The sequence below is a fragment of the Mesorhizobium sp. BR-1-1-10 genome, assembly GCF_020165595.1.
GTDB lineage: Bacteria > Pseudomonadota > Alphaproteobacteria > Rhizobiales > Rhizobiaceae > Mesorhizobium > Mesorhizobium australicum.
This window is the reverse complement of the sequence record NZ_JAIUIL010000005.1, coordinates 131,877-153,759: the sequence shown is the minus strand read 5'-3', so window position 1 is coordinate 153,759 and position 21,883 is coordinate 131,877. Positions and strand designations below refer to the sequence as shown.

General features: G+C 62.6%; 20 protein-coding genes. 10 read left to right on the top strand and 10 right to left on the bottom strand.

What is annotated here, in order from left to right:
* Window positions 1-83: 83 nt before the first annotated feature.
* Window positions 84-1,382 carry an O-antigen ligase family protein gene (locus LB555_RS12225; protein ID WP_140791599.1) on the top strand — a complete coding sequence of 433 codons (1,299 nt, stop codon included), beginning with the start codon at window positions 84-86 and terminating at the stop codon, window positions 1,380-1,382.
* A 189-nt stretch (window positions 1,383-1,571) separates the two neighbouring features.
* On the opposite strand, the gene LB555_RS12220 is transcribed toward LB555_RS12225, so the two are convergent.
* Window positions 1,572-2,828 carry a polysaccharide biosynthesis/export family protein gene (locus tag LB555_RS12220; protein WP_181173994.1) on the bottom strand — a complete coding sequence of 419 codons (1,257 nt, stop codon included), beginning with the start codon at window positions 2,826-2,828 and terminating at the stop codon, window positions 1,572-1,574.
* 85 nt (window positions 2,829-2,913) lie between these two features.
* Window positions 2,914-3,591 carry a sugar transferase gene (locus LB555_RS12215; RefSeq protein ID WP_015314232.1) on the bottom strand — a complete coding sequence of 226 codons (678 nt, stop codon included), beginning with the start codon at window positions 3,589-3,591 and terminating at the stop codon, window positions 2,914-2,916.
* 599 nt (window positions 3,592-4,190) lie between these two features.
* Between LB555_RS12215 and LB555_RS12210 the strand changes: the two genes are divergently transcribed.
* The gene (locus LB555_RS12210; RefSeq protein WP_224682966.1) at window positions 4,191-4,466 is read left to right on the top strand and encodes an exopolysaccharide production repressor exox; all 276 of its coding nucleotides are present in this window, start codon (window positions 4,191-4,193) and stop codon (window positions 4,464-4,466) included.
* Between the two features lie 22 nt (window positions 4,467-4,488).
* Here LB555_RS12210 and LB555_RS12205 read toward each other — a convergent pair whose 3' ends face one another.
* The 6 genes from LB555_RS12205 to LB555_RS12180 all read right to left on the bottom strand — a co-directional run bounded on the left by LB555_RS12205 (window position 4,489) and on the right by LB555_RS12180 (window position 10,308).
* Window positions 4,489-6,333, bottom strand: coding sequence for an ABC transporter ATP-binding protein (locus LB555_RS12205; protein WP_224682965.1), 1,845 nt, complete (start codon window positions 6,331-6,333; stop codon window positions 4,489-4,491).
* Window positions 6,326-7,303 (bottom strand): serine kinase, encoded by a 978-nt coding sequence (locus LB555_RS12200; protein ID WP_224682964.1) that lies wholly within the window; start codon window positions 7,301-7,303, stop codon window positions 6,326-6,328. The genes LB555_RS12205 and LB555_RS12200 overlap by 8 nt, the downstream gene beginning before the upstream one ends.
* A complete protein-coding gene (locus LB555_RS12195; protein ID WP_224682963.1) occupies window positions 7,300-9,222 on the bottom strand; it encodes a lasso peptide isopeptide bond-forming cyclase in 1,923 nt (640 codons plus the stop codon). The genes LB555_RS12200 and LB555_RS12195 overlap by 4 nt, the downstream gene beginning before the upstream one ends.
* A complete protein-coding gene (locus LB555_RS12190; protein WP_224584338.1) occupies window positions 9,219-9,611 on the bottom strand; it encodes a lasso peptide biosynthesis B2 protein in 393 nt (130 codons plus the stop codon). Before LB555_RS12190 ends, LB555_RS12195 begins: the two co-directional genes overlap by 4 nt.
* Window positions 9,612-9,720: 109 nt before the next feature.
* A complete protein-coding gene (locus LB555_RS12185) occupies window positions 9,721-10,020 on the bottom strand; it encodes a PqqD family protein (RefSeq protein WP_015314226.1) in 300 nt (99 codons plus the stop codon).
* A 135-nt stretch (window positions 10,021-10,155) separates the two neighbouring features.
* Window positions 10,156-10,308, bottom strand: a complete 153-nt coding sequence (locus LB555_RS12180) for a lasso peptide (protein ID WP_015314225.1) — start codon at window positions 10,306-10,308, stop codon at window positions 10,156-10,158.
* Between the two features lie 505 nt (window positions 10,309-10,813).
* Here LB555_RS12180 and LB555_RS12175 point away from each other — a divergent pair.
* From LB555_RS12175 to LB555_RS12140, 8 genes are all read left to right on the top strand, one after another.
* A complete protein-coding gene (locus LB555_RS12175) occupies window positions 10,814-11,944 on the top strand; it encodes a nucleotidyltransferase family protein (protein WP_140614938.1) in 1,131 nt (376 codons plus the stop codon).
* A 64-nt stretch (window positions 11,945-12,008) separates the two neighbouring features.
* The gene (locus tag LB555_RS12170; RefSeq protein WP_015314223.1) at window positions 12,009-13,031 is read left to right on the top strand and encodes a glycosyltransferase family 2 protein; all 1,023 of its coding nucleotides are present in this window, start codon (window positions 12,009-12,011) and stop codon (window positions 13,029-13,031) included.
* Window positions 13,032-13,322: 291 nt separating this feature from the next.
* Window positions 13,323-13,721, top strand: coding sequence for a hypothetical protein (locus LB555_RS12165; RefSeq protein ID WP_224682962.1), 399 nt, complete (start codon window positions 13,323-13,325; stop codon window positions 13,719-13,721).
* Between the two features lie 143 nt (window positions 13,722-13,864).
* The gene (locus LB555_RS12160; protein ID WP_224682961.1) at window positions 13,865-14,731 is read left to right on the top strand and encodes a family 16 glycosylhydrolase; all 867 of its coding nucleotides are present in this window, start codon (window positions 13,865-13,867) and stop codon (window positions 14,729-14,731) included.
* A gap of 50 nt (window positions 14,732-14,781) precedes the next feature.
* Window positions 14,782-16,113 carry a UDP-glucose dehydrogenase family protein gene (locus tag LB555_RS12155; RefSeq protein WP_015314220.1) on the top strand — a complete coding sequence of 444 codons (1,332 nt, stop codon included), beginning with the start codon at window positions 14,782-14,784 and terminating at the stop codon, window positions 16,111-16,113.
* Between the two features lie 65 nt (window positions 16,114-16,178).
* Window positions 16,179-17,621, top strand: coding sequence for a GMC oxidoreductase (locus LB555_RS12150; protein WP_140723282.1), 1,443 nt, complete (start codon window positions 16,179-16,181; stop codon window positions 17,619-17,621).
* Between the two features lie 22 nt (window positions 17,622-17,643).
* Window positions 17,644-18,093, top strand: coding sequence for a hypothetical protein (locus LB555_RS12145; RefSeq protein WP_015314218.1), 450 nt, complete (start codon window positions 17,644-17,646; stop codon window positions 18,091-18,093).
* 67 nt (window positions 18,094-18,160) lie between these two features.
* Complete coding sequence (locus LB555_RS12140) at window positions 18,161-19,240, top strand: glycosyltransferase (RefSeq protein WP_140821600.1); 1,080 nt, start codon at window positions 18,161-18,163, stop codon at window positions 19,238-19,240.
* A gap of 27 nt (window positions 19,241-19,267) precedes the next feature.
* On the opposite strand, the gene LB555_RS12135 is transcribed toward LB555_RS12140, so the two are convergent.
* Together LB555_RS12135 and LB555_RS12130 are read right to left on the bottom strand one after the other, a co-directional pair.
* The gene (locus LB555_RS12135) at window positions 19,268-20,290 is read right to left on the bottom strand and encodes a phosphoribosyltransferase family protein (protein ID WP_224682960.1); all 1,023 of its coding nucleotides are present in this window, start codon (window positions 20,288-20,290) and stop codon (window positions 19,268-19,270) included.
* Between the two features lie 54 nt (window positions 20,291-20,344).
* Window positions 20,345-21,841 (bottom strand): lipopolysaccharide biosynthesis protein, encoded by a 1,497-nt coding sequence (locus LB555_RS12130; RefSeq protein WP_140614933.1) that lies wholly within the window; start codon window positions 21,839-21,841, stop codon window positions 20,345-20,347.
* Window positions 21,842-21,883 lie beyond the last annotated feature (42 nt).

Below are 21,883 nucleotides of genomic sequence, written 5' to 3'. Positions count from 1 at the left end.
CCGTTTCTTGTACGACCCTGTTTGCGGATATGCCGGCTGGTTTGCGGCCTGCCGGTCCTGGGTCGTGTCGACGGGACCGTGAGATGAAAATTCCCAAATCCCTGCTCGTCGATCCCGAGAAGAATTCGGTCTATGGCAGCTTTGCCGTTGCCGTTTCGATCTGGGCGTTCTCCTATTCCGTCATTTTCGGCCAGGTGCTGATCCTGGCCTATTATGCCGTCTGGCTTCCGCTTATCCTGGTCGACTACCGGCGTTTCCTGCGGCAACTGTCCAGCGCCTGGCTGCCGCTGCTCTTCGCGGCCTATGTCTGCTTTTCCATATTCTGGTCGCAGGCGCCCGGCGTCACCGCCAGAACGGCGGTCCAGTACTTGTCCCATATCGCCTGCGCCTATGTCGCCGCACGCACCGTCAGCGTGCGCACCCTGACAATAGGCGCCCTGGTCGGCATATTCTTCGTCCTGCTCTATTCGCTGAAAGTCGGCGCCTATTCCGAGGACGTCCTCGACGGCACCTATAATTTCGTCGGCGCCTTCGCCTCCAAGAACCAGATCGGCTTCGTCGGCTCGCTCGGCATCTATTTCTCGGTCGTGTTCCTTGCTTTCCTTCGGCGTGGCCGGCTGAGTTTCATGCTGACCGTGCCGGTCGTGCTGTTGTCGGCCTATGTGCTGGTCGTCTCGCATTCCGCCACCTCGATGGCCTCGATACCGGCGGTTCTGGCGCTGGTGGCGCTTCTTGCGATGAGCAAGCTTTTGTCGCGACGCTACCGCCGGGTGATCTTCCTGGTCGGCGCCGGCATGATCGTCGTGGTGGCCATCGTCGCCCTCAATCTCGGGCTCATGGACTTCGTGCTTGGCATCTTCGGCAAGGATTCGACGCTCACCGGGCGGACTTATCTGTGGGAGCAGGGCTGGAACGCCGCGATGCGATCGCCGATCCTTGGCGTCGGCTATGCCGCCTACTGGGTGCAGGGCTTTGCCGAGGCGGAGCGGCTGTGGAACGAATTCTACATCAGCACCCGCACCGGCTTCCATTTCCACAACACCTATGTCGAAGCCCTTGTCGAACTCGGCTTCACCGGGGCGGTGCTGATATCGCTGATCATGCTGCGCACGCTCCTCGGCCACATCGCGGCGGTGGTCTTCAAGACATGGCAGGCCGAATCGGTGGTTCTGATCGGCGTGATGGTGCTGCTGCTCATCCGCTCCTTCGTCGAGGTCGAGATACTCAACCCCTACATCATGGGTTCATTCCTGATGTATTTCAGCTTCTTCAAGCTGGCGAGGCTGCCGGTCACCCGCACGCGATGGTCGCCGGCTTTCGAGCCGGCGGATGCCAAGGCCGGACAGGCAGCCTGGCCTCACCGTCCCGCGGCAGCCGAGTAATGATGAGAGTCCGCTAAAGCCATCGCAGGAAAACCGCGTAGCGGTTCCGTTCGGGATTGCGTCAACAGCCATTCTGGTTTCCGGTGCTGAAAATATATCAGCAAAAACCTCCGCCAAGCAGGCTTGGCGGAGGCTCAAGGCCCTTGCGCTATGGATCGAACGCGGCTGGCCGCGCGACCTTCCGCGTCTCTACTGGCTGGCCAGCGGCGCCAGCTTGATCTTGATCACATCGCCAGGCAGTACCGGTGTGTCTTCCTTGGCGGCGATTTCGCTGGTCTTGCCGTCGACATTGCGCACCAGCGAATAGAGCAAGGTAGGTTGCTGGTCGTTGGTGATGGCGGCCGTCGTCGCTGGATCCGTGGCCTGGGCTATCAGGCCTTTTTGCATATTCACCTTCAGCGCGGCCTCGTTCAGGTCGGCTTCGGTCTGCTGGCGATCGGCGGCGAGGCTCGAACTCAAGGTGTTCTGGGCGTCGATGGCGTCCTGCGTCGCCTTGCTGATCGCCTGCTTGGCGGTCAGGATGGCTGTCTCGTAGTCCAGGATCTTGCCCTGCAGGTCGGTGACGGACTGCTGCGAATCCAGAAGCCGGGCATTGGCCACCAGGCCCTTCTGGGCCAGTGGACCGATGCTGGCCAGCTGTTGCTGCGCCAGGTCGACCTGCTTCTGCTGGTTGACGATCTTCTTCTGCAGCGATTCGATCTCGGCCTGCAGCACACCCTTGAGATCGTCGAGCGCCTCGAGCTTGAGCTTCAGCGCCTTCTGGTCGGCGGTAAGGATTGTCATCTCGTCGGCGACGATGGTCGGCAGTCGCGGATCGCCTTCGACCTCCTTGGGTGCCTCAAAACTCGTCTTGCCGGCCATATCGGCGTCGATGCGGGCGCGCTTGACGATCAGCCGAACGCGCTGGTCGTCGGAGATATCGAAATTGCCCTTGGCGGTGACCAGGTCCTTGCCGAGCTGGGGACCGTAGTCGGCGTTGCGCCTGATGCCTCCGGCGACGCTGATCGCTTTCAGCACCGTAAGATCGGGCACAAACGGAAATTGCCCGGGATTCTGCACCTCGCCCGAAATGTAGAAGGGGCGGAACTGTGCCATTTCGACCGAGGCTTCGGGCTTGTCCGACAAAGCGAGCTTGTGCTGCAGCGCCTCGGAGATCGCCGCAGCGACCTCCGCCGTGGTCTTGCCGGCCGCCGGCAATTCGCCGACGAAAGGCACCGACAGCGTGCCTGCCGGGCCGATCGTATATTGGCCATTGACCGACGACCAGTCGCGGAACGTGCTTTCGACGGTCTGCCATTCGGCGATGCGGATGGTGAGCTTGTCCTGGGAGCCCAGACGGTAATCGTCGGCGGCGGCCATCTGGGGAAAAGCAAGCGACATCGCAAGGCAGGTCGCCACGAGCCGCGAGCGGCCGGAAAACGGGCCGCTGCCAAAGGCTTCGAAAATGTCTATCTTCAACTGAGCGTTCCGATCCGTTTTAGCCCCATCGCCCGATGAGCTTGCCGCCGGATGCCTTGATCCTGCCGGCCGATCAGTAAGAGCCGCGCGACATCCAGACGGCCGGCACTGTTCTGATGATGATGCGAACGTCCTCGAACAGCGACCAGTTCTCGACATAGTGGCGGTCGAACGCGACGCGGCTGTCATAGGAAACGTCGTTGCGGCCGCTGACCTGCCACAGGCCGGTCAGGCCGGGCCGGGACTTCAGATAATAGACAGCCGCGCTGCCATAGATTTCCAGTTCGTCCCGGACCACCGGGCGAGGCCCGACAAGGCTCATGTCGCCCTGGAGGATGTTGATGATCTGCGGCAATTCATCGAGGCTCAGCTTGCGCAGCACCGTTCCGACGCGGGTGACGCGTGGATCGTTCTTCAGCTTGCGGGTCGCTATCCATTCCGCATTGGCCTCTGGATTGGTCGCGAGATAGGCTGCCAGCACCTTGTCGCCGTCCGGAACCATGGTGCGGAACTTGAGGCAGGAGAAGAGCCGTCCGCCGCGCCCGATTCGACGGTGACCATAGAAAACCGATCCGCCATCGGAGAATTTGACGAGCAGCGCTATCATGATGAACAGCGGGCTGAGCGCGATCAGTCCAGCCAGCGAACCGACGATGTCGAAACTCCGCTTGATGAGGCCGCCGATCGGCGGCGGAAAGTCGGTGTCGGCCTGCGAAAACCCCGCCGTGGCCGACTTGGCAATATCCCTCATACGGAAACTCCATGCGTTGAACGAATGGTTTACCGCACGATACCAAAAAAATGCTGCAGCGCAACACACAATTTCCCACGCCACTGAAATAGTCGCGTCATGAATTGACTAAATAATAAGCTCGCGCTGCACAAATTTCGAAATGTTTAGCACATTTGTGACAATAAATGGGCAAGCATAAAAAAATCCGGGCGTTTTTAGGGCGTTTTGTGGGCGGCGCGTTCCCAGTGTCGGGATCCAGAGCATACGAGTCCTTACTGACGATGCTATATTCTGGACTATTCACCTAAAATACCATCTAATATTATGGGTTGTACTCCAGATCTGCAATGGCTGCAGGTTGAGTGAAATGCGGCCGGGTGCGTTGCAGCATGGCAGAATCGAACGCGTAAGCGCAATCAAAAATATGTGCGGTTGCCCTTGCCGCCTTCTGCTCGCCTTAATAGAATTGCAAATTATACCTGTCACGGTGGCGACAGGTTGAAAGGCCGGAAGCAACCGGTCGAGAGCGGGTGGTTTAACAAGCCCGCATCACAAGGGACGGCGCTCGGGTGGGGCTATCGTTGGATATACCCGAGCCGGTTTATGGGCTGTTGGGTATGTCGCTTCCAAAATTCATCGTTGGGATGCTGTTCGCGCTCGCGATCGTCGTCGCCTGGTCCTGGCTGGGTGGAGCTTCGCTTGGCACGACACTGCTGCGTGTCATCATCTGCGCGGTGGTCATCCAGGCCGGTTATTTCGCGGTCGTCTATGCCATGATCGCCAGGAGCGCGCCAACGCTGGCCGACAGGCTGCGCGAAGCCGAGAGAAAGCAGAACTCCACCGAAGTGCCCGAGGGCGAGAAGCTGGGCAGCGTCCGGCGGGGGCTGCATTAGATCCACGGGGACATCATCGTCCTCAGGCCACATCGGCGGGTTGGGTTTCCGACTGTTCTCCCGACAGCATCCGGGACAACCGGCTCCCCGGCTTCGCCTTCAACCGCTGATATTGCCCGACCTCCACCACACGACCATCCTCCATCGCCACCACCCAGTCGGCGAAGGCGATCATCGACGGCCGGTGCGCGATGGTCAGGATCGTCATTGCGCCGCGCAGGCCGTCGATCGACCGGGCGATAAGCGACTGGTTCTGCCAGTCGAGCGCGCTTGTCGCCTCGTCCAGGATGAGCAGTGACGGCTTGCGCAGCAACGCGCGTGCCAGCGCGATGCGCTGGCGCTCGCCACCCGAGAGGCGCACGCCGCGGTCGCCGACCACGGTATTCAGCCTCAGGTCCAGTCGGTCCACGAAATCGCCGGCGTGAGCGGCGCGCAGTGCCTTCCACAAGTCGTCCTCGCTGGCCTGGGGCGCGGCAAGGCGCAGGTTCGCTGCGATCGTATCATGCAGCAGGAACACGTCCTGCGGCACATAGGCCACCTGATCGCGCCAGCGGCGGCGATTGCCGGCATCGAGCTCGACGCCGTCGACGAGGATCTTGCCGGTGGTCGGCTCGAGCAGCCCGAGCAGCATGTCGGCGATCGTGCTCTTGCCTGACCCGGACGGGCCGATGAGCGCCGTGACCTTGCCGGCCGGAAGGCCGAAGGTGATGTCGCTCACCACTGCCTTGCCGGCGCCGTCGTCATAGACAAAGGAGACGTCGCGAATGTTCAGCCCCGTATCGAGGGTCAGCTTGCGGGCATCCGTGGATTCGACGTGGCCAGGCTCCCGTTCGGCGTCGAAACGCGCCTGCAGGTTGCGCATTGCCGTATAGGCGGGCAGGTTGATCAGCACCTGCTGGGCCTGCGTCTGCATGTCCATGAAGCGCGGCGCGATGCGCATGAAGACCAGGAGCAGCACGACGATCTCGGCCAGCGACAGGTGGAAGCGGACCAACGCCACATAGATGAAGACGCTCAAGCCCACGACGCTCGCCACCTGGAACACGGCGGTGCCGATCGAAGAGTTGCGGACATAGGCGATATTGTCGGCCTTCATCTTTTCGAGCGTGACCTGCAGCTGCGCGAAATAGCTGGCCTCGACGTTCAGGCTCTTGGCCACCTTGATGCCGCCGAGAAATTCCGAGACCGTGCGGTACTGGTCCTGGCGATTGGTCGTCAGGATCCGGCCGAAGGCGGTGGCTCGCGAGCGAAATGGCTGCAGCGCTATGAACATGACGATGCCGATGACGACGGCAAACGCCGTCATGACCGGCGAGATGAACATGGAAATCACCAGATAGCCCGCCAGCAGCACCGCGATCTGCACCAGCATCAGCAGGGCAAAAGCCGCCCCCTGGACACGGTCTATGTCGCCGGTCAGGGCATGGTCGAGATCGGAGCCGCGCATGCGCGTGAACACGCCCCAGCGCGCCTTGCCGATGCTCTCGAACAGGTTCATGCGCAAGCGGTTGATGAAATCGAAGAGCAGCCTTGCCATGTACACCGACTTGAAGCGGTTGAAGGCTGCCTGCACGGCAACAAGCCCGACCAGCGCGCAAAGCACCGTCGTCAGCTGCAGCGTTCCGCCGGGCACCAGCCAGCGCACAAACTCGATATTGGGCAGCCTTACCGCGAAATCCTGGTCGGCACGGCCGACCAGGTGCAGCAGCGGCACCAGCAGCAGGATGGAAACGCCTTCCGTCAGGCTGCCGAGGATCAGGAACAGCAGCGCCGTCCAGGTTCGTCGTCCACCGATCCGGGCAATGACCGCGCCGAATGTCGCGACATCGCGAAACAGCGACAGGCTGAAGACCGATGACCTAGGCATCGCCAGCCAATTCCTTTTCGATCAGCGCCACAGCCTCGCCGATCCTGTCGATGCCCGTCGGAACGTCCAGCCGGCACACGCCGACATGGTTAGCGATCGCTGAACAGTGGCGAAGATGCATCGCCGCGAAATCGCCGGAGAGCGCCGCGCGGCCAAACCGCGTCACGTAGGAGAATTTGATGATAGCTGGCAAGGCGGCGATTTGAGGCAGGAGGGTGATCCCGGCCCCTTCGCCGCGCTCGAGGATGTAAATCCTGGCCGCCGGCACCTTGTTGCCGGAGAAGGCGCCGTGCAGGCGATGCTGCATCTTCTCGATTGCCGGATGCACTTGCGGTCGCACTTGCGCTTGCCCAAGCGAGATTGCCGCCGCGGCATCGGCGGCAAGCTTGATCTGCGGAAATCCCGGAACGATCATCGGTTCGTCCGGGTTGGTGAGATCGAGCGCCACGACGTCGTCGGTGAGCAGGTCGTGTCCGGCCCGGATCAGCGCGCTTGCCGTCGTCGACTTGCCGGCGCCCTTGTCGCCCATGAAGATGGCGCCCCTGCCGGCCACCGCGATGGCGCTGGCATGCAGCACCAGCAGGCCGCGCTGGTGCAGCAGCAGCGCCAGCACCGGCCCCAGCAACGGGAAGGCAAGCAAGGCGTCGTCGACGCCGGGCGCCGGCTGGACATCGATGCGGCGGGCGTCGCTGATCAGGAATGCGCCGACGGCCTCCCAGGCCAGATACTGCCGGCCAGGCTCGAAACGGAAGACGGTCGCTGCCTTCGCCGAAGGCTCGGGCATATCGATCGGGCCGATGACGATCTCGATGTCGGCCGTTGCCGGGTCCGCCGGCTCCAGTTCGGGCAGCCACACGTCGGACGCGATGAGCAGGCCGTAGGCGCGGTAGTAACTTCGTTCTCCCGCTGTCCTGTCGCGGTTGGGAAGACGGTCGAGATCGCCGGCGAACGGCTCATGGCGAGACATCATGCGGGGCTCCCGCCATGCTGGACCTGCCGCAGCCACAGCGACAGCGACGCCGAGCGCCAGACATACTGGACATCGAGCGGTGCCGCCTGGTCCGGCTGGCGCAGCAGCCGCGCATAGGCGGCGTTTACTTCCGGCAGGTTGACATAGGGTGCGATGCGACCCGCATCGCCGACCAGCAACTGCTCCAGCAGGTCGCGATGGTTGCGCACCATGCCGTTGACCAGATTGGCGGTGAAATCGATCTTGTCGCGCCGCCACTGTACCGCCGCCGGCAGGATGCCTTCCATGGCCCGGCGCAGCACGTAGCGGCCAAACCCATGACGGAGCTTCTCCTCGCCCGGCAGCCCCAGGCAGAATTCCACCAGCGGCTTGTCCCAGAAGGGATACCGCGGCTCGACGCCGAAATTGGCGGCGGCCTTGTCCAAAACTTCGAAAGAGTGCGGAACATAGCCGTTGGACAGGATCCAGCGGTGGCTGAGCGCGTCGCTGGCTTGGACGCCGGGCGGCATGTAGCCAGCCCGATGGAACCGGTCGATGAGCTCGGTTCGCCTGGCAAGGTCCGGATTGATCAGGTCGCGCCAGCTGCGGCCACGCTTCGATCGGGCAGGCCTGCGCATCCTGTTCAGGGCTCGGTTCCCCAGCTGTCTCAGCCTGGCGATCCGCCAGGCCGGCCCGTAGATGGTCAGGAACTGGAAATACAGGCCGAGCGTGCTGTCGCCATAGGTGTTGGAGGCGCTGCGGACCTCGCGCCAAAGGTCCAGCCACCTGCCGCCATTGGCAAGCTCGTGCAGATGGCCATGTCCCTGTGAAACGACCTCGTCGCCGCCATGGCCGTCGAGGAGCACTTTGATGCCCTTGGCGCCAGCCGTCCGATAGATACCGCGGGTCAGCGTCAGGCCCGGCGCCAGGAACGTGCCTTCCTGTTCCTCCAGCACCCGTTCGAATTCAGCGAAGGGTGCATAATTGCCGACTGGGATGAACGTGGGATCGGCCTTCTGCTGATCGAGCACGGCATCGATGAACGGGCGCTCGTCCATCGACGAACCCTTTTCGAACACGAGCGAGAAGGTCGGTAGCCTCGGCTTGCGCTCGGCCGCATTTTGCACTCCCGCCACGCAGGTGATCGAGGATGAATCGAGGCCGCCGCTCAGCATCGCGCCGATCGACGGACTTCCTCGCATGCGGTTGCGGACCGATTGCGCGAACAGATGGGCGAATTCCTCCGCGGCATCAGGCCGCCGTGCTCGCTGCGATGGTTCGATCTGCCAGTACCGGCGCAGCACCAGACGTTGCGCGGCGACGGTGAGGCTGTGACGCGCCGGCAGGGCGAAGATGTCGCTGTAGGGCGTGGACTGCGGGTCATCGGGCAGCCCGGCCAGGAAGCCCGAAATCCGGTGCTCGCTGAGGCGCGCACCGACCCCGTCGAGGCCGAGCATTGGCCCGATCTCGGAGGCAAAGGCAAAGCGGCGTTCCGCTGCGTGGTAATAGAAAGGCTTGACCCCGAAATGGTCTCGCGCGCAAAACAAAAGCTGCCGCTCGGCATCCCAGATGGCAAAGGCGAAGTCGCCTTGCAGATGCACGGGGCACGTTTCACCCCAGCGCAGATAGGCCCGCATCAGCAACGCCGCATCGGCGACTGAGTTGTCCCTGATGCCGAGCCTTGCGAGCAGCTCGTCGCGGTTATCGAGCCGGCAATCGGCGGTGATGGCCAGCTTGCCGCCGGCCATGGTCAGCGGGCCGGGGCCGGTTTCGTCGGTGGTGTTGAGCCAGGCATGGCCAAGCGCGACGCCGCTGTCCTGCCACCACGAGATTCCGTCGGGACCACGATGGCGCATGCGCGCCAGCATCTGCTGGATGTCGCTCGCCGCTTCAGCCGGCGCGGGGCCTTGTCGCAGCAGGATTCCGGCTACGCCGCTCATCGGCTGCCGTGGTCGATCAGGTGGGCGAAACCATCGACGGATCCGCCAAGCACGATGTGGTCATCGCTGACCAGCCAGGCATGCGCCTTCAATTGCTCGCCCGTGCCGCGCTCGATGCCGATGCGGATGTTCGACGCATTGCCCTGGCGCGCGAGGAGGTATTGGCCCGACAGCGCCTGGGTCAGGCAGGTGGCGCCCGGAACGAACCGTGCTGCGGCGGCAACCCCCCAGGCGACGAGCCGCAACTCGCCCATGCTGGCACACTGGTGCGCGTTGAGCCGCGTCACCATCCCACGCACCCGGTTGTAGGAGAACAATGTCAGCCCGAGCCGGACGGTCGTGACCACCAGCAGGCAGCGGCACAGGAAAAGCGCTTCCGAGCCGCTCAAGGACAAGATCCTGGCCAGGCTGCGCCTGCCAGGCCGCTGCTTCATCGGCCGGGGATTTCTCTGCGTCACAGCTCTTTGCCGCACAGCCATGGCCTTCTGCGACGCCTGCCTAGACGAGTGCCTCATGCTCAAGCCTCGCAAGCCCGTTTTCCGCCAGGCCTTTCAGCAATGCGTCGACGTCGGCCTTGCAGCGTTCGGCGTCGACATTGTAGCGAGCGAGGACGGCGCTGCGGATGTCCGCGATCGGCTTGGGTTCCTGGATCAATTCCCAGATGAAGGCGCCGACACCGTTGAGGCTGTAATAGATATTGGACTTCAGGTTGAGAAGCGCGAGGCCATCGCCGAATTCGCAAGCAACGGCGTCCTTGGTGGCCTTTACGCAATCGTGCTCGGATGGGTTCCAGTTCATCCTAAAACCTCGTTTGCAACACACGGTCTACGCGTCATCAGGTTCAATGGAAAGTCGGGGATTTTCATCCCCGGCTCCATTTCATTGTCTTCGATCCCGGAGGCCCAACGTCATTCCTCCAGAATCAGGCTGGTCTCAGGAGAACGTCAGGTCGCCAATCGGGGTGTGCGCGGGAAACGACGCGTCGATTGCCGTGCTGCCACCACCGCCTTGGGTAATGGTTTCGATTGAACCATGTACTGTCAGGTTTGGCGTTTCGTACTCATGCTTTTCAACATTCTGTTCCATTTTACTCTCCATAAGGACTGGAAACGGCCTGTCGATTGCCGTCAGCACTTTCATGCTGCATCGCAATAGCTGCACAGCAACATTTATGAGTCAAGCCTGATTTACCGGTCGTTAATCAATTATGGGTTGCGGACGTCACCCCGCGTGTAAGAAATCCACCTCTTTCGAGATGAAGCCGGGTGTGATTGCCCCTCGTCACAGGAGATTCCGTAAACCATTGATTTTACATAAACAATAGGAAGCCATGCTTGGCCATTGCCATTGGACAACGCCGAAAGATACTCAACTTCAGCTGATCCCATCGATGGCCCGGCCGAAGCGCTGCGCTAGGGTAGGAATTCGTCCATACATCTCGTCCCCTTCCGCGAAGCCGGCAAACGCTATGGTTGTAAAATTTCGCACTGCGAAAGGAAAGGCTTTACGGCGCCGCCGTTTTTGACGATGCTTTGCTTAGCAGCTGCAGCATACGCTTCGCGCAAACCGCTTTTTGGAGACTGTGCGCTCAATGGCCTTGCCGGAAAGCTCCTATGAAAGACTGCGCGCCACCGACTGCGCCGACGAGATCGCTTATGTGCGGGCCTGCTTACGGTTGTATTTCGCGGGGCCGGCCGCCTCGGCCGGTGAAACGTGGACGCCGGGCCTTTCCGACGCTGTCGTCACTGATATCGCCAGGTTGAACAAGGTCGGTACCTTCGTCTTGAAGGCGCTGTCGCGTACGCCGGCGCATGAGAGGCCGGCCGAACTGTTCCAGTGGCTCGAAACCTATCGCAGGAGGACGGTGTCGATGAACGCCGCCTGCCTAATGGATTCGATCGCCATTCACGAGGCGCTGCTCGACAGGCGGATTGATTTCGTGTTCCTGAAAGGGCCGTTCCAGCAGCATCTGCTTTACGACGATCATTTCATGAAACCCTCGGGCGATATCGATATTCTGGTTTCGCCTGCCGGGTTCTTGAAGGCACGCGAAGCGTTACGCTCGATCGGCTACGAAGTATCGGGCAAGTCGCGTTCGGTCTGGTGGGTCCGCTTCCTCGGCGAACAGCACATGATCCGTGGCAATGGGTCGAAATCATCCACTGTCGACCTTCATTACCGGCTTCAGCAGCCCGGCTCGCCCAGTCCGCGCGATGCTGACGGGTTCCTGCGGCGAAAGCGGCTGGTCGAGATCACCGGCGCCGAAGTCCCGTTCACGTCGGCTGCCGACACGCTGATGCTGGCCTGCATCAGCGTCGCCAAGGCACTGTTCAACCGGGAGCCTTGCGCCGGCTACGTCTGCGATATCAGGGCCAGCGCCAGCCGTCTCGGCCACGCCGATCAGCAGCGTGTGCTCGATGCGGCGGTGAGCCAGGGGCTGGAGGACACGCTGCTGCTCGGCCTGCGTTCCGCCGATGTGCTGCTCGGCGGCACCGGTACGCTTCTGTCGGAGCGGGCTAAGCCGATCCTGTCGCGCATCGGCAATGAAGACCTGCTCAACATGGTCATCGCGCCATGGCTGTCGTCGCTGCGCTGGCCGCAGCGACGCACGGTGTTGTGGGAATTGTGCGGCCGGGCTCCGGTCCGTTACCTTTCCGAGGCCGGTTGGGCGGCGTCGGCGGACATCAGCCGCCGCATCTTCGAACGGCCGGCCGGCCCGTGAAGGCGGCGAATATCGAACGCGTACAGGGCGAGGGCAGATCGGAACCTGTGCAAGAGGCAATTCCATGTCGATGACGAAATCCCAAGTCTGCGTGATCATCGCGGCCAAAAACGCGGCGCGAACGATCGCCGTCGCCATCGCGTCCGCGTTGCGCGAACCGGAAGTCGGGGAGGTCGTCGTCGTCGACGATGGCTCCACGGACAATACGGCCGAGGTCGCACGCTCCGCCGACGATGGCAGCGGCCGGCTTGCGGTGATGCGCCTCGACGTCAATCGCGGCCCTTCTTTTGCCCGCAATGCGGCGATCGCCGGTTCACGAGCCCCGTTCATCAGCATTCTGGACGCCGACGATTTCTTCCTCGAGGGCCGGTTTCGCAACCTGTTTGTCGGCGCCGATTGGGATTTCGCCGCCGACAACATCATGCTCATCAGGGATGACGCGGCTGGCGATGCAACCAAAATCGTCGCCCCGGATTTTGCCGCCGATCCGGAATTCCTCGATTTCGAAGGATTCGTGGAAGGCAACATCTCCCGGCGCCGCGTCCAAAGAGGCGAACTCGGCTTCTTGAAGCCGGTGATCAGCCGTGCCTTTCTCGACCGCCATGGGTTGCGCTACGACGAGAGCCTGCGACTGGGCGAGGACTACGAGCTTTACGCGCGAGCGGTCGCCCACGGGGCACGGTTCAAGGTCATACGTTCCTGCGGCTACGGGGCCATCGTGCGTGCCGATTCACTCAGCGGCCGCCACAAGACGCAGGATCTGAAGCGGCTGGCCGATGCCGATCTGGCGCTGCTGGCGATCGACAGCCTGCCGGAAGGGTCGAAAGCAGTGCTACGGCGGCACGAGCGGCATGTGCGCGACAAATACCGGCTGCGCAATTTCCTCGACGTGAAGGCCGAGCGGGGCCTGGCTTCTGCCGCGGCCTACGCCTTCGCAAGCCAATCCAACCTCGTCCCCATCGTCCAGGGCGTGGCGTCCGACAAGATCGAGGCGCTGTTTCGCAGTGTTGGCCTGGTCTCCAGGAACAAGCACGTGCCGCCGCTCCGTTTCCTGATGGCTGGAACCAGTACCGGCAAAGGACGGTAAGGCGCGGTGTTACCTGCCGACCGCGAGGCCGCCACGCAACCATTTCCATCGGATTTATGAGTTTATGAATTGGGTGGTTGCCTCGCGGCTCTGGGGATGGCAGTCTATGTTGCGGTGCAACAAATTAAACGACCAGCCGAACTGGCCCCCGATCGGACTGGTGCGAAGTCTCTCTTCGTCAGAGGAGTTGGGCGACGCGGTTACGAGTTTTCAGCCCCGGTTGCGGGGATCGGCCAGTGGCCTGGCCTGAAAGCCGGTCCAGGAAGCCGGCGATGACGGGAATTTAAGTTCATGGCCTCGATATTCGGCTTCAGATCAAGGGATCCGGCCCGCGACAGGCAGACCGACGTTGCGCGCCTGGACCGGCTGGCGAAGCTGTTCGAGCAGATCGCCGCCGAGATCGAGGCGGAGAAAACCGGCTTGGAGAGCCGCTACCGCAAGGAGGCGACCAACGCGGCCTTTCTGGTCGAAGCCATGGAAAACGGCTTCGCCTCCGATCGCCGCTCGTCCGAAGTCAGCGCGTTGACGCAGTCGATCCTGAACAGCGAGCGCCGCATCGCTGCGCTGTCGCGCCAGGGCGGTAGGATGCGCGAGCTCCGTCATTCGCTGGACGTGGTCTTCGACGAGAATACGAGCACCGATCCGGCGGCGGTCGACCCCGCCAGGCAGGCGGGAGTCGGCCGAAATTGAAGGCGGCGGCGCGGGACCGTTACGGCGAAGGTGATGCAAGGCTGGACGTCGGGCGGGTTATTGAAAAGGTCAAGGTTGGCCCGTTTGGAAGCGGTTCGAACGTCGACTTTGGGTTGGGGACACAGCGCAAAGGTGAGTCACTCATGAATTCGGATCCAAAGACCATGTCCACGACAGCAATAGACGCCCCTTCAGCCCTGCATTTCTGGCGGCGGTCTGGTCTGGCGGTCGCTTTGCTGCTGGTCGCTCTTGGCAGCCTGCCGGCAACCCCGTCTCATGCGCAGGATATCCAGTCCGCGCCCTCTTTCGTCGACGATTTCAAGAATTTCGACCGCGAGCGCTGGTACGTTTCAGACGGCTGGACGAACGGCAGCCATCAGAATTGCACCTGGTCGAAAGGCTTGGTCAAGCTTTCCGATGGCGTTCTTTCGCTCGGATTCGCGAAGCAGAAGACCAAGGATCGCGAGTTCGCCTGCGGCGAGATCCAGACCAAGCAGCGTTTCGGCTATGGTACCTATGAGGCGCGGATGAAGACCGACACCGGCCCCGGCCTCAACGCGGCTTTCTTCTCCTATATCGGCCCATCCGACAAGCAGCCCTGGGACGAGATCGACTTCGAGATCCTGACCAAGGACACCTCCAAGGTGCAGGTCAACGCCTATATCGCCGGCAAGGGCAAGAACGAGAAGCTGGTCGACGTGCCGGGCGGCACCGACAGTGCCTTCAACGACTATGCCTTCGTCTGGGAGAAAGATAGCCTGCGCTGGTATCTCAACGGCCAGCTGGTGAACACCATCACCGATCCCGCGAAGCTGCCCAGCCATGCGCAGAAGATCTTCTTCAGCCTTTGGGGTAGCGACACCATGAAGGGCTGGATGGGAGCGTTTGCGGACCCGGGCCGCAAGCTTTCGCTGCAGGTCGAGCGGGCCGCGTTCACCGCGCTGGGTCAGCCCTGCCAATTTCCGGAATCGCTGGTGTGTAGTGTAAAAGAGCTGGGAAAGACGAATTGAACCGGCAGGGCCGAGAAGCGGTCCGCTGCCCTGGATGGGAATGAAACCGAATGAACTTGACGGTGTTTGGAATTGGCTATGTCGGCTTGGTGCAGGCGGCGGTGCTTGCCGAGGTTGGCCACCAGGTTGTTTGCGTCGATATCGACGCAAACAAGGTGGAGCGGCTCAATCAGGGCCTCGTTCCGATCTTCGAGCCGGGTCTTGAAACCATCGTCAGGGAGAATCACGCCGCCGGCCGCATCAAGTTCACCACCGATGCGGCGGCCGCCGTCAGGCACGGCGAAATCCAGATGATCGCGGTAGGCACGCCGCCCGGCGAAGATGGTTCGGCCGACCTCAAATATGTGCTGGCGGTCGCCGAGACCATCGGCCGCGAGATGGATACCGCCAAGATCGTCGTCGGCAAGTCGACCGTGCCGGTCGGCACCTGCGAAAAGGTGAAGGCCAGGATCGCCGAGACGCTGAAGAAGCGGGGCCGCGAGGATCTGAGCTTCGACGTCGCCTCCAATCCCGAATTCCTCAAGGAGGGCTCCGCGGTCGCCGACTGCATGAAGCCCGACCGCATCATCGTCGGCACGTCGAGCGAGGAAACCGAGGCGGTGATGCGCGAACTCTATGCGCCCTTCAACCGCAACCACGAGAAGATGATCGTGATGGACGTGCGCAGCGCCGAATTCACGAAATACGCCGCCAATTGCATGCTGGCGACCAAGATCAGCTTCATGAACGAGATGGCCAACCTCGCCGAGCAACTCGGCGCCGACATCGAGGAAGTGCGCCAGGGCATCGGCAGCGACCCGCGCATCGGCTATCACTTCATCTATCCGGGTCTCGGCTATGGCGGCTCGTGCTTTCCCAAGGACGTCCGCGCCCTGATCAAGACCGCCGAGGGCGTCAAGTACGACGCCAAGCTGCTGCGCGCCGTCGAGGAGCGCAACAATGACCAGAAATCCGTTCTGTTCGACAAGGTGCACCGCTATTTCAAGGGTAACCTCAAGGGCAAGACCTTCGCGCTGTGGGGCCTGGCCTTCAAGCCCAACACCGACGACATGCGCGAGGCGCCCGCGCGCGTGCTGATGGAGGCGCTCTGGAACGCCGGCGCGGCCGTGCAGGCCTATGATCCCGAGGCCATGCAGGAATGCCAGGCCATCTACGGGCTGCGCGACGACCTGCTGTTGTGTGGAACCAAGGAGGCGGCCCTGCGCGGCGCCGATGCGCTGCTGATCGCCACCGAATGGAAGAGTTTTCGCGCACCGTCCTTCGATGCGCTGAAGGATGCGCTGACCACGCCGGTCATCTTCGATGGCCGCAACCTTTACGATCCCAAGGTCGTGGCGCGCCACGGCATCGAATATCACTCGATCGGCAGAATGGCGGCATGAGATCGGGCGCGGAGAGCCGAAAGCAGGATCGGGCCAAACGCCCGGCGTAGAAGGAATTGTAGCTGATGGTGCTGGACGTAAAGCCCGAGCAAGTCACCAAAGATCATTTCGATGTTGTCGCGATCGGTTCCGGCTTCGGTTCGGCTTTCTTCCTGCATGAATTCGCCAGGCGGCGTAAGGCGCGCATCCTGGTTCTGGAGTGGGGTCGCCACAACACGCATGAATGGCAGCTTGACCAGAACGTCAACACCGACATAGACGACGAGACGACCTACAGCACCAATTCCGACAAGCCGTGGAATTACACGATCGGGCTGGGTGGCGGGACCAATTGCTGGTTCGCGCAGACGCCAAGATTCCACCCCAATGATTTCAGGCTGAAAAGCACCTACGGCGTCGGCAATGACTGGCCGATCAGCTACGACGATGTCGAGCCGTTCTATTGCGACGCCGAAGACATCATGTCGATCTCCGGCGATCCCGACATGGCGGCGATGCTGCCGCGCTCGAAGCCCTTTCCGCAGCCACCGCATCGCATGTCGACGCCGGACAGGATGATGAAGGCGGCCCAGCCCGACCAGCATTTCGTCATGCCGACCGCACGGGCGCGCGTGCCGACCGCGCAACGCAGCTCCTGCTGCGCCAATCTGCGCTGCTGGCTGTGCCCGGTCGATGCCAAGTTCACCGCCAATAACGGCCTGATGCATGTCTTCGAGCATCCCGACGTTTCGGTCTGCCTCGGCTCCGAAGTGCGGCGGCTCGACCATGTCGGCGGCACGGTCCGTTCGGTCGCCTTCGTGCATGAGGGCAGGGAATATCAGGTCAGCGGCGACCTCTTCGTTCTCGGCGCCAATGCCATCCAGAGCGCGGCGATCATGCTGCGCTCGGGCCTGGGCGATGAATTCGTCGGGCGTGGCCTGCATGAATCCTATGGCTGGAATTTCGAGGTCTATCTCGACGGCGTCGACAATTTCGACGGCAGCACCATCACCACCGGCCTGAATTTCGGCCTCTATGACGGTCCGCACCGGTCCGAGCACGCGGCGGCCCTCGTCTATTTCGAGAACCGCTGGCAGCACGGGATGCGCGCAGAGAAGGGCCGGCTGCGCCAGGCGCTGCCGCTGGTCGTGGTCACCGAGAACCTGCTCGATCACGAGAATTTCGTCACCCTCGACGAGGATGACAACGCCTTCGTCTCCTTCAAGGCGCCGTCGGACTATGCCGTCAAAGGCATGGCCCGGGCGCTGGACAAATTGCCTGGACTGCTTGCCCCGTTGCCTGTCGAACGGCTCTTCGACCGCGGCATCCGGCCAACGGAATCGCACGTCCAGGGCACGTTGCGGATGGGCACCGGCCCGGCCGATTCGGTGATCGACAGCAACATGATCCATCACCGGCTGAGAAACTTGGTCGTCGTCGGCACCAGCACCTATCCAAGCTGCTCCTGCGCCAACCCGAGCCTGACCGCGGCAGCTTTGTCCCTGCGCGCGGCGAGCCGGATGGCGTGACGGGAAGGGAAGGAGGTAACCGATGATGGAAATCTCACGGCGCTCGGTCTTGGCCATCATGGCTGGTGGAGTTGCATCGACTGGCGTGGCCTTCGCGGCGGTGTCTTCGTTTTCGGACGAGGACCTGGTTCGCGTCACGCTCGAAAAATACCTCGGCGGGTTGAACATGCGCATCGAGCACCTGCAGCAGTTCGTGCTGGAGTTCCGCAACCGCAATCCGTGGCTGTTTCCCAGCGAAAAACTGGGCGACGCCGTCACTTTGCTCGAGACGGCGAAGCTCGGCCAGGCACGCAAGTTGTTGCCCAAGCGGAAGCAGCGCGACCTCCGGCATTTCGACCGCTGGGTCGTGGCCGAATTTCACATGTTGACGGACTACGCCTCGCGCAGTTCGCCTAGTGATCCCATCCGGTTCACCGGATGGCAGCCATGCACAAATCCGTTCGCGACGCTTGATCCGCCAAAGACTGCGTGAGGCTGCACTTGACGCTGCCGTTCATCGGCCGTGGGCATTGAAACGCGATAGACGAGGAGCCAGGACCATGAAAGTTCTCTTTGCAGGCGGCAATGGCTACCCACCGGAGTTCAGCGGCGGCGTCCAGTCGAGCACTCATCATCTGGCCGAGCAGTTGATCGAGCATGGGCATGAGGCCGCGGTGCTCGCCGCGCTGTTTGGCGATGGTGTCTTCGGCTTCAAGGCGCGTGCCAAGATGAAGCTTTTGCGCCAGCCGGCGGTCGTCGACAGTTTTCCCGGCTACCCAGTGATTCGGGCGTGGTTTCCGTGGGAGGCGGCGGCCTTCGCCGTCAACAGGGTCAAGCCGGATGTGGCGGTGGTTCAGTGTCACAAGTCGGTTCCACTCGGCAAGGCGTTGCAGGCCAAGGGCGTGCCGCTGGTCGTCTACCTCCGCAACGTCGAGTTTCACGAGCTTGGGGGCGACCTGCGCGACCTGCATTCGGCGCTTTATATCGCCAATTCCGAATTCACCGCGCGTACCTACGCCAGGGAGTTCGGCATCGAGGCGGCGGTGATCCCTCCGACCATCAATCCGGCCCACTACAGCACGCCGACTTCAGGCCAGTTCGTCACCCTGATCAACCCTTATGAGGAAAAGGGCTTCGAGCTTGCGGTGCGGATCGCCGCCGCGTGCCCCGAAATCCCGTTCCTGTTCGTCGAAAGCTGGAAGCTGGCGGACGATCACCGGGCACGCATCGAACAGACGATCACGCCGCTCGGCAATGTCACGCTGGAGAACCGCACCAGTGACATGAAGACGGTCTATGGCCGCACCCGGATCCTGCTGGCGCCCAGCAAATGGGAGGAGGCCTGGGGGCGGGTTGCCTCGGAAGCCCATTGCAGCGGCATTCCGGTCGTCGGTTCGCGCCGCGGTGGCTTGCCGGAAGCGGTCGGCCCTGGCGGCACGGTGCTCGACTATGATGCCCCGCTCGCCGAATGGGTCGCGGCCGTCAGGCTCTTGTGGAACGACAACAAGGAATATCAGCGGGTCTCGGCCCTCGCGCGCGGCTTCGCCGGCCGGCCGGAACTCGACCCCGACCGTCAGTTCGTCACCTTCTTCTCGATACTGGACAGAGCGGTGCAGCAGCGCGCACGCCAGGCCGCGTAGCCAAGCAGCGACCCGTTCGGTTCTGCATCAGGCTGGGCGCTTGACCCTGTTCTTCAGCGTTTCATAGCCGCGTGCACCGAGCAGGGCGCGGGCAATGGTCTTGGCGGCGCTCTTGCGGCCCTCCTGCGAGTTGACCTGGCGCAGCCTCGCCGGCAGGTTTCGCGCGGCCTGGCCAAGTGCTGGCAGCGACAGCGCATCGGGAAAACTGACCATGTGCGTCTCGACGCACAGGACCGGTTTCCCCGACAGTTTGGCAATCCTCAGCGCCTGGGCATGTTCGCTTTCGATGAACAGGATGGCGTCGGATTTGCGATAGAAATCGGCCTTGAAACTGCCATGCGCGCCAAGCCGCTGGCGCTCCGCCTTGCTCGGCAGATCGAGCATGATCAGCTTGTCGTACTTGATCTCGTGCTTGGCGAGCCACGCCTCCGTCAATGCACGGTATTTCTCGAGCCGGCTGGTGACCAGCCAGCCGATCTTGTGGGTTACGGCATGAAGCGGCCGCGCCTCGCTGAGGAATTTTTCATAGGCCGGCCCGTCGTCGTTCTCGGCCTCGGTCGGATCGAGACACAGCACCCCGTCTATATCGACACAGCATTGCGCCAGGAATTTATGATGCATGAAGTTCCACTGGAACATGCGCGGATGCGGCACGACCTCGAACACCAGATCGGTCTCCTGATGCTCCGGCTCCAGGCCGAAGACGGCGGCAAAGGTGTAGTCAGCCTCGACACCGCCGCTCTTGATGCGGGCACGGGCGTCGCGCATCGCATTACCGCCGGCGATGCTGTCGTCGATCACCAGCACCTTGCGCATGTCCGAAACCTTGCGGTCCAGGGCCGCGCGGCGCTTGGTGATGCCTGACGTGTAGACCCTGCCTTCGAGGAAGGAGTCCAGGTCAGTCATCGGAATGTTGGCCGCAAGGCTGACCAGCGTCGCCGCCAGCACGCCGCTTCTGGGAACGCCGACCACCAGGTCGATGTCGCGTGGCAGCCGATGAAGGTTGCTCACGATGGCGTCGTTCATGTCGGAGATCGATCGGTAGTGCATGGATCAGGCCTGATGCTCGGGTGGGATATGGGATAGACGACAAAGGCGCCGAAATTATTGCGCCTCGCGCGGCGTCGCCGCCGGCGCCCTTGCCGGCAGCATTTTCAAGGCCTCCCGCAAGGCTTCGCGGCCGGCGGCGAAGGTCAGCGCGACGACGATGGTGATCGCGTAGGCCAGGATGACGCCGCTTGCCAAGGCGACGACATGCTGCTGCGGCAGCATCGGCTTGACCAGCCAGACCGCCCCAAGCGCCAGATGCGCGCCAAGCACGAACGGCGCTGCCGTGCGCAGCACATGGCTGGCTTGCAGCGGTCCGCTCTTGCCGACATAGAGCCATAGGAAGGGCGTGCGCAGATACTCGCTGACCGCATAGGCGACCGCCACGCCCAGCGCGCCGTAGGGCAGGCCGAGCGCGAAGGCAAGCACCGAGGTCACCGCCGTGATGATGCCCCAGCGCATGAAGTCGCCGGAGCGGCCCTGGCTGACGAAAAGCCAACCAGCCGGATTGTTGAGCGGCTGCAGCAGGCCGGCAAAGCCGAGCGCCAGGAAGATCGAGGCGCTGGCGCGCCACTGCTCGCCGAGCACGAAGGGGATCAGCACATCCGACATCGCGGTGGCGAAAGCGACGCCGGGCAGCGCCACCAGAAGGATCAGCGGCATCACGCGCAGATAGGCGCTGCGATAGCGGTCCGGCTCGTCCTTCAGTCGCGACAGCGCCGGCACCATCACCTTCGACAGCGGATTGGTGATCTGGCTGAGCGGGAACAGGAGCAGCTTGTAGGCGCGGTCGTAGAGTCCGAGCTGGGCCTCGCCCCAGTATTTGCCGATCAACACGTTGTCGAGATTGCGGGCGAAGAAATTGGCGAAATTGAAACCGGTGATCCCGGCACCGAAATTGATCAGCTCGCTGATCCCGACGACCTTGCGCGGCATGCCTGGGCGCCAGCGCGAGCTGGCCCAGTAGCACAGCGTCGGCAGCACCGCGCCGGTCAGCGTGCCGGCAAACAGCGCCCAGTAGGAACGGTCGATGAAAGTCCAGGCGATCGAGACGGCCAGCCCCGCGACGGCCCCGGCGACGTCGATGATCGCCAGGCGACCGAACTGCATGCGACGCGTCAGCAGAGCCAGATGCTGGGCGCCCAGGCCATAAGCCAGGATCTGCAATCCCAGTGCCGCCACCAGACCGGCGACGCGCGGCTCGCCATAGAACGCGGCGACCAGGGGTGCCGCGCCCGCGAGCACGCAGGCGAGGACCGCGCTGACGGCGACATTGATCCAGAAGAGGTAGTTCACCTCCTCATGCCGGATGCCCGATTTCTGGATGGTCGCCTGGGTCAGGCCGAAGTCCTGGAACAGGGCGATGAAGGCGAGCACAGGAGCGCACATGGCGACCACGCCGAAATCCTGCGGCGACAGGAGTCGCGACAGCACGATGACGGAAATGATCTGCGTAGCGACCCGCACCGATTGCGCCATTGCGGTCACGACGGCACCACGGCCGACCGATTTGCGCAGTGAGCCTTCCGGCGGATCGAATGGATTGGCTTCCAAATTCAGGATTCCTGATCTTTGCGCGGATTTCGGAGCCCCGAA

What these genes read in the sequence shown, in the direction of transcription:
- LB555_RS12150 (WP_140723282.1), top strand. Translation starts at nt 16,179, where the DNA reads ATGGTGCTGGACGTAAAGCCCGAGCAAGTCACCAAAGATCATTTCGAT.
- LB555_RS12210 (WP_224682966.1), top strand. Translation starts at nt 4,191, where the DNA reads ATGTCGCTTCCAAAATTCATCGTTGGGATGCTGTTCGCGCTCGCGATC.
- LB555_RS12170 (WP_015314223.1), top strand. Translation starts at nt 12,009, where the DNA reads ATGTCGATGACGAAATCCCAAGTCTGCGTGATCATCGCGGCCAAAAAC.
- LB555_RS12135 (WP_224682960.1), bottom strand. Translation starts at nt 20,290, where the DNA reads ATGCACTACCGATCGATCTCCGACATGAACGACGCCATCGTGAGCAAC.
- LB555_RS12145 (WP_015314218.1), top strand. Translation starts at nt 17,644, where the DNA reads ATGATGGAAATCTCACGGCGCTCGGTCTTGGCCATCATGGCTGGTGGA.
- LB555_RS12155 (WP_015314220.1), top strand. Translation starts at nt 14,782, where the DNA reads ATGAACTTGACGGTGTTTGGAATTGGCTATGTCGGCTTGGTGCAGGCG.
- LB555_RS12205 (WP_224682965.1), bottom strand. Translation starts at nt 6,333, where the DNA reads ATGCCTAGGTCATCGGTCTTCAGCCTGTCGCTGTTTCGCGATGTCGCG.
- LB555_RS12160 (WP_224682961.1), top strand. Translation starts at nt 13,865, where the DNA reads ATGAATTCGGATCCAAAGACCATGTCCACGACAGCAATAGACGCCCCT.
- LB555_RS12180 (WP_015314225.1), bottom strand. Translation starts at nt 10,308, where the DNA reads ATGGAACAGAATGTTGAAAAGCATGAGTACGAAACGCCAAACCTGACA.
- LB555_RS12175 (WP_140614938.1), top strand. Translation starts at nt 10,814, where the DNA reads ATGGCCTTGCCGGAAAGCTCCTATGAAAGACTGCGCGCCACCGACTGC.
- LB555_RS12165 (WP_224682962.1), top strand. Translation starts at nt 13,323, where the DNA reads ATGGCCTCGATATTCGGCTTCAGATCAAGGGATCCGGCCCGCGACAGG.
- LB555_RS12225 (WP_140791599.1), top strand. Translation starts at nt 84, where the DNA reads ATGAAAATTCCCAAATCCCTGCTCGTCGATCCCGAGAAGAATTCGGTC.
- LB555_RS12185 (WP_015314226.1), bottom strand. Translation starts at nt 10,020, where the DNA reads ATGAACTGGAACCCATCCGAGCACGATTGCGTAAAGGCCACCAAGGAC.
- LB555_RS12195 (WP_224682963.1), bottom strand. Translation starts at nt 9,222, where the DNA reads ATGAGCGGCGTAGCCGGAATCCTGCTGCGACAAGGCCCCGCGCCGGCT.
- LB555_RS12215 (WP_015314232.1), bottom strand. Translation starts at nt 3,591, where the DNA reads ATGAGGGATATTGCCAAGTCGGCCACGGCGGGGTTTTCGCAGGCCGAC.
- LB555_RS12200 (WP_224682964.1), bottom strand. Translation starts at nt 7,303, where the DNA reads ATGATGTCTCGCCATGAGCCGTTCGCCGGCGATCTCGACCGTCTTCCC.
- LB555_RS12140 (WP_140821600.1), top strand. Translation starts at nt 18,161, where the DNA reads ATGAAAGTTCTCTTTGCAGGCGGCAATGGCTACCCACCGGAGTTCAGC.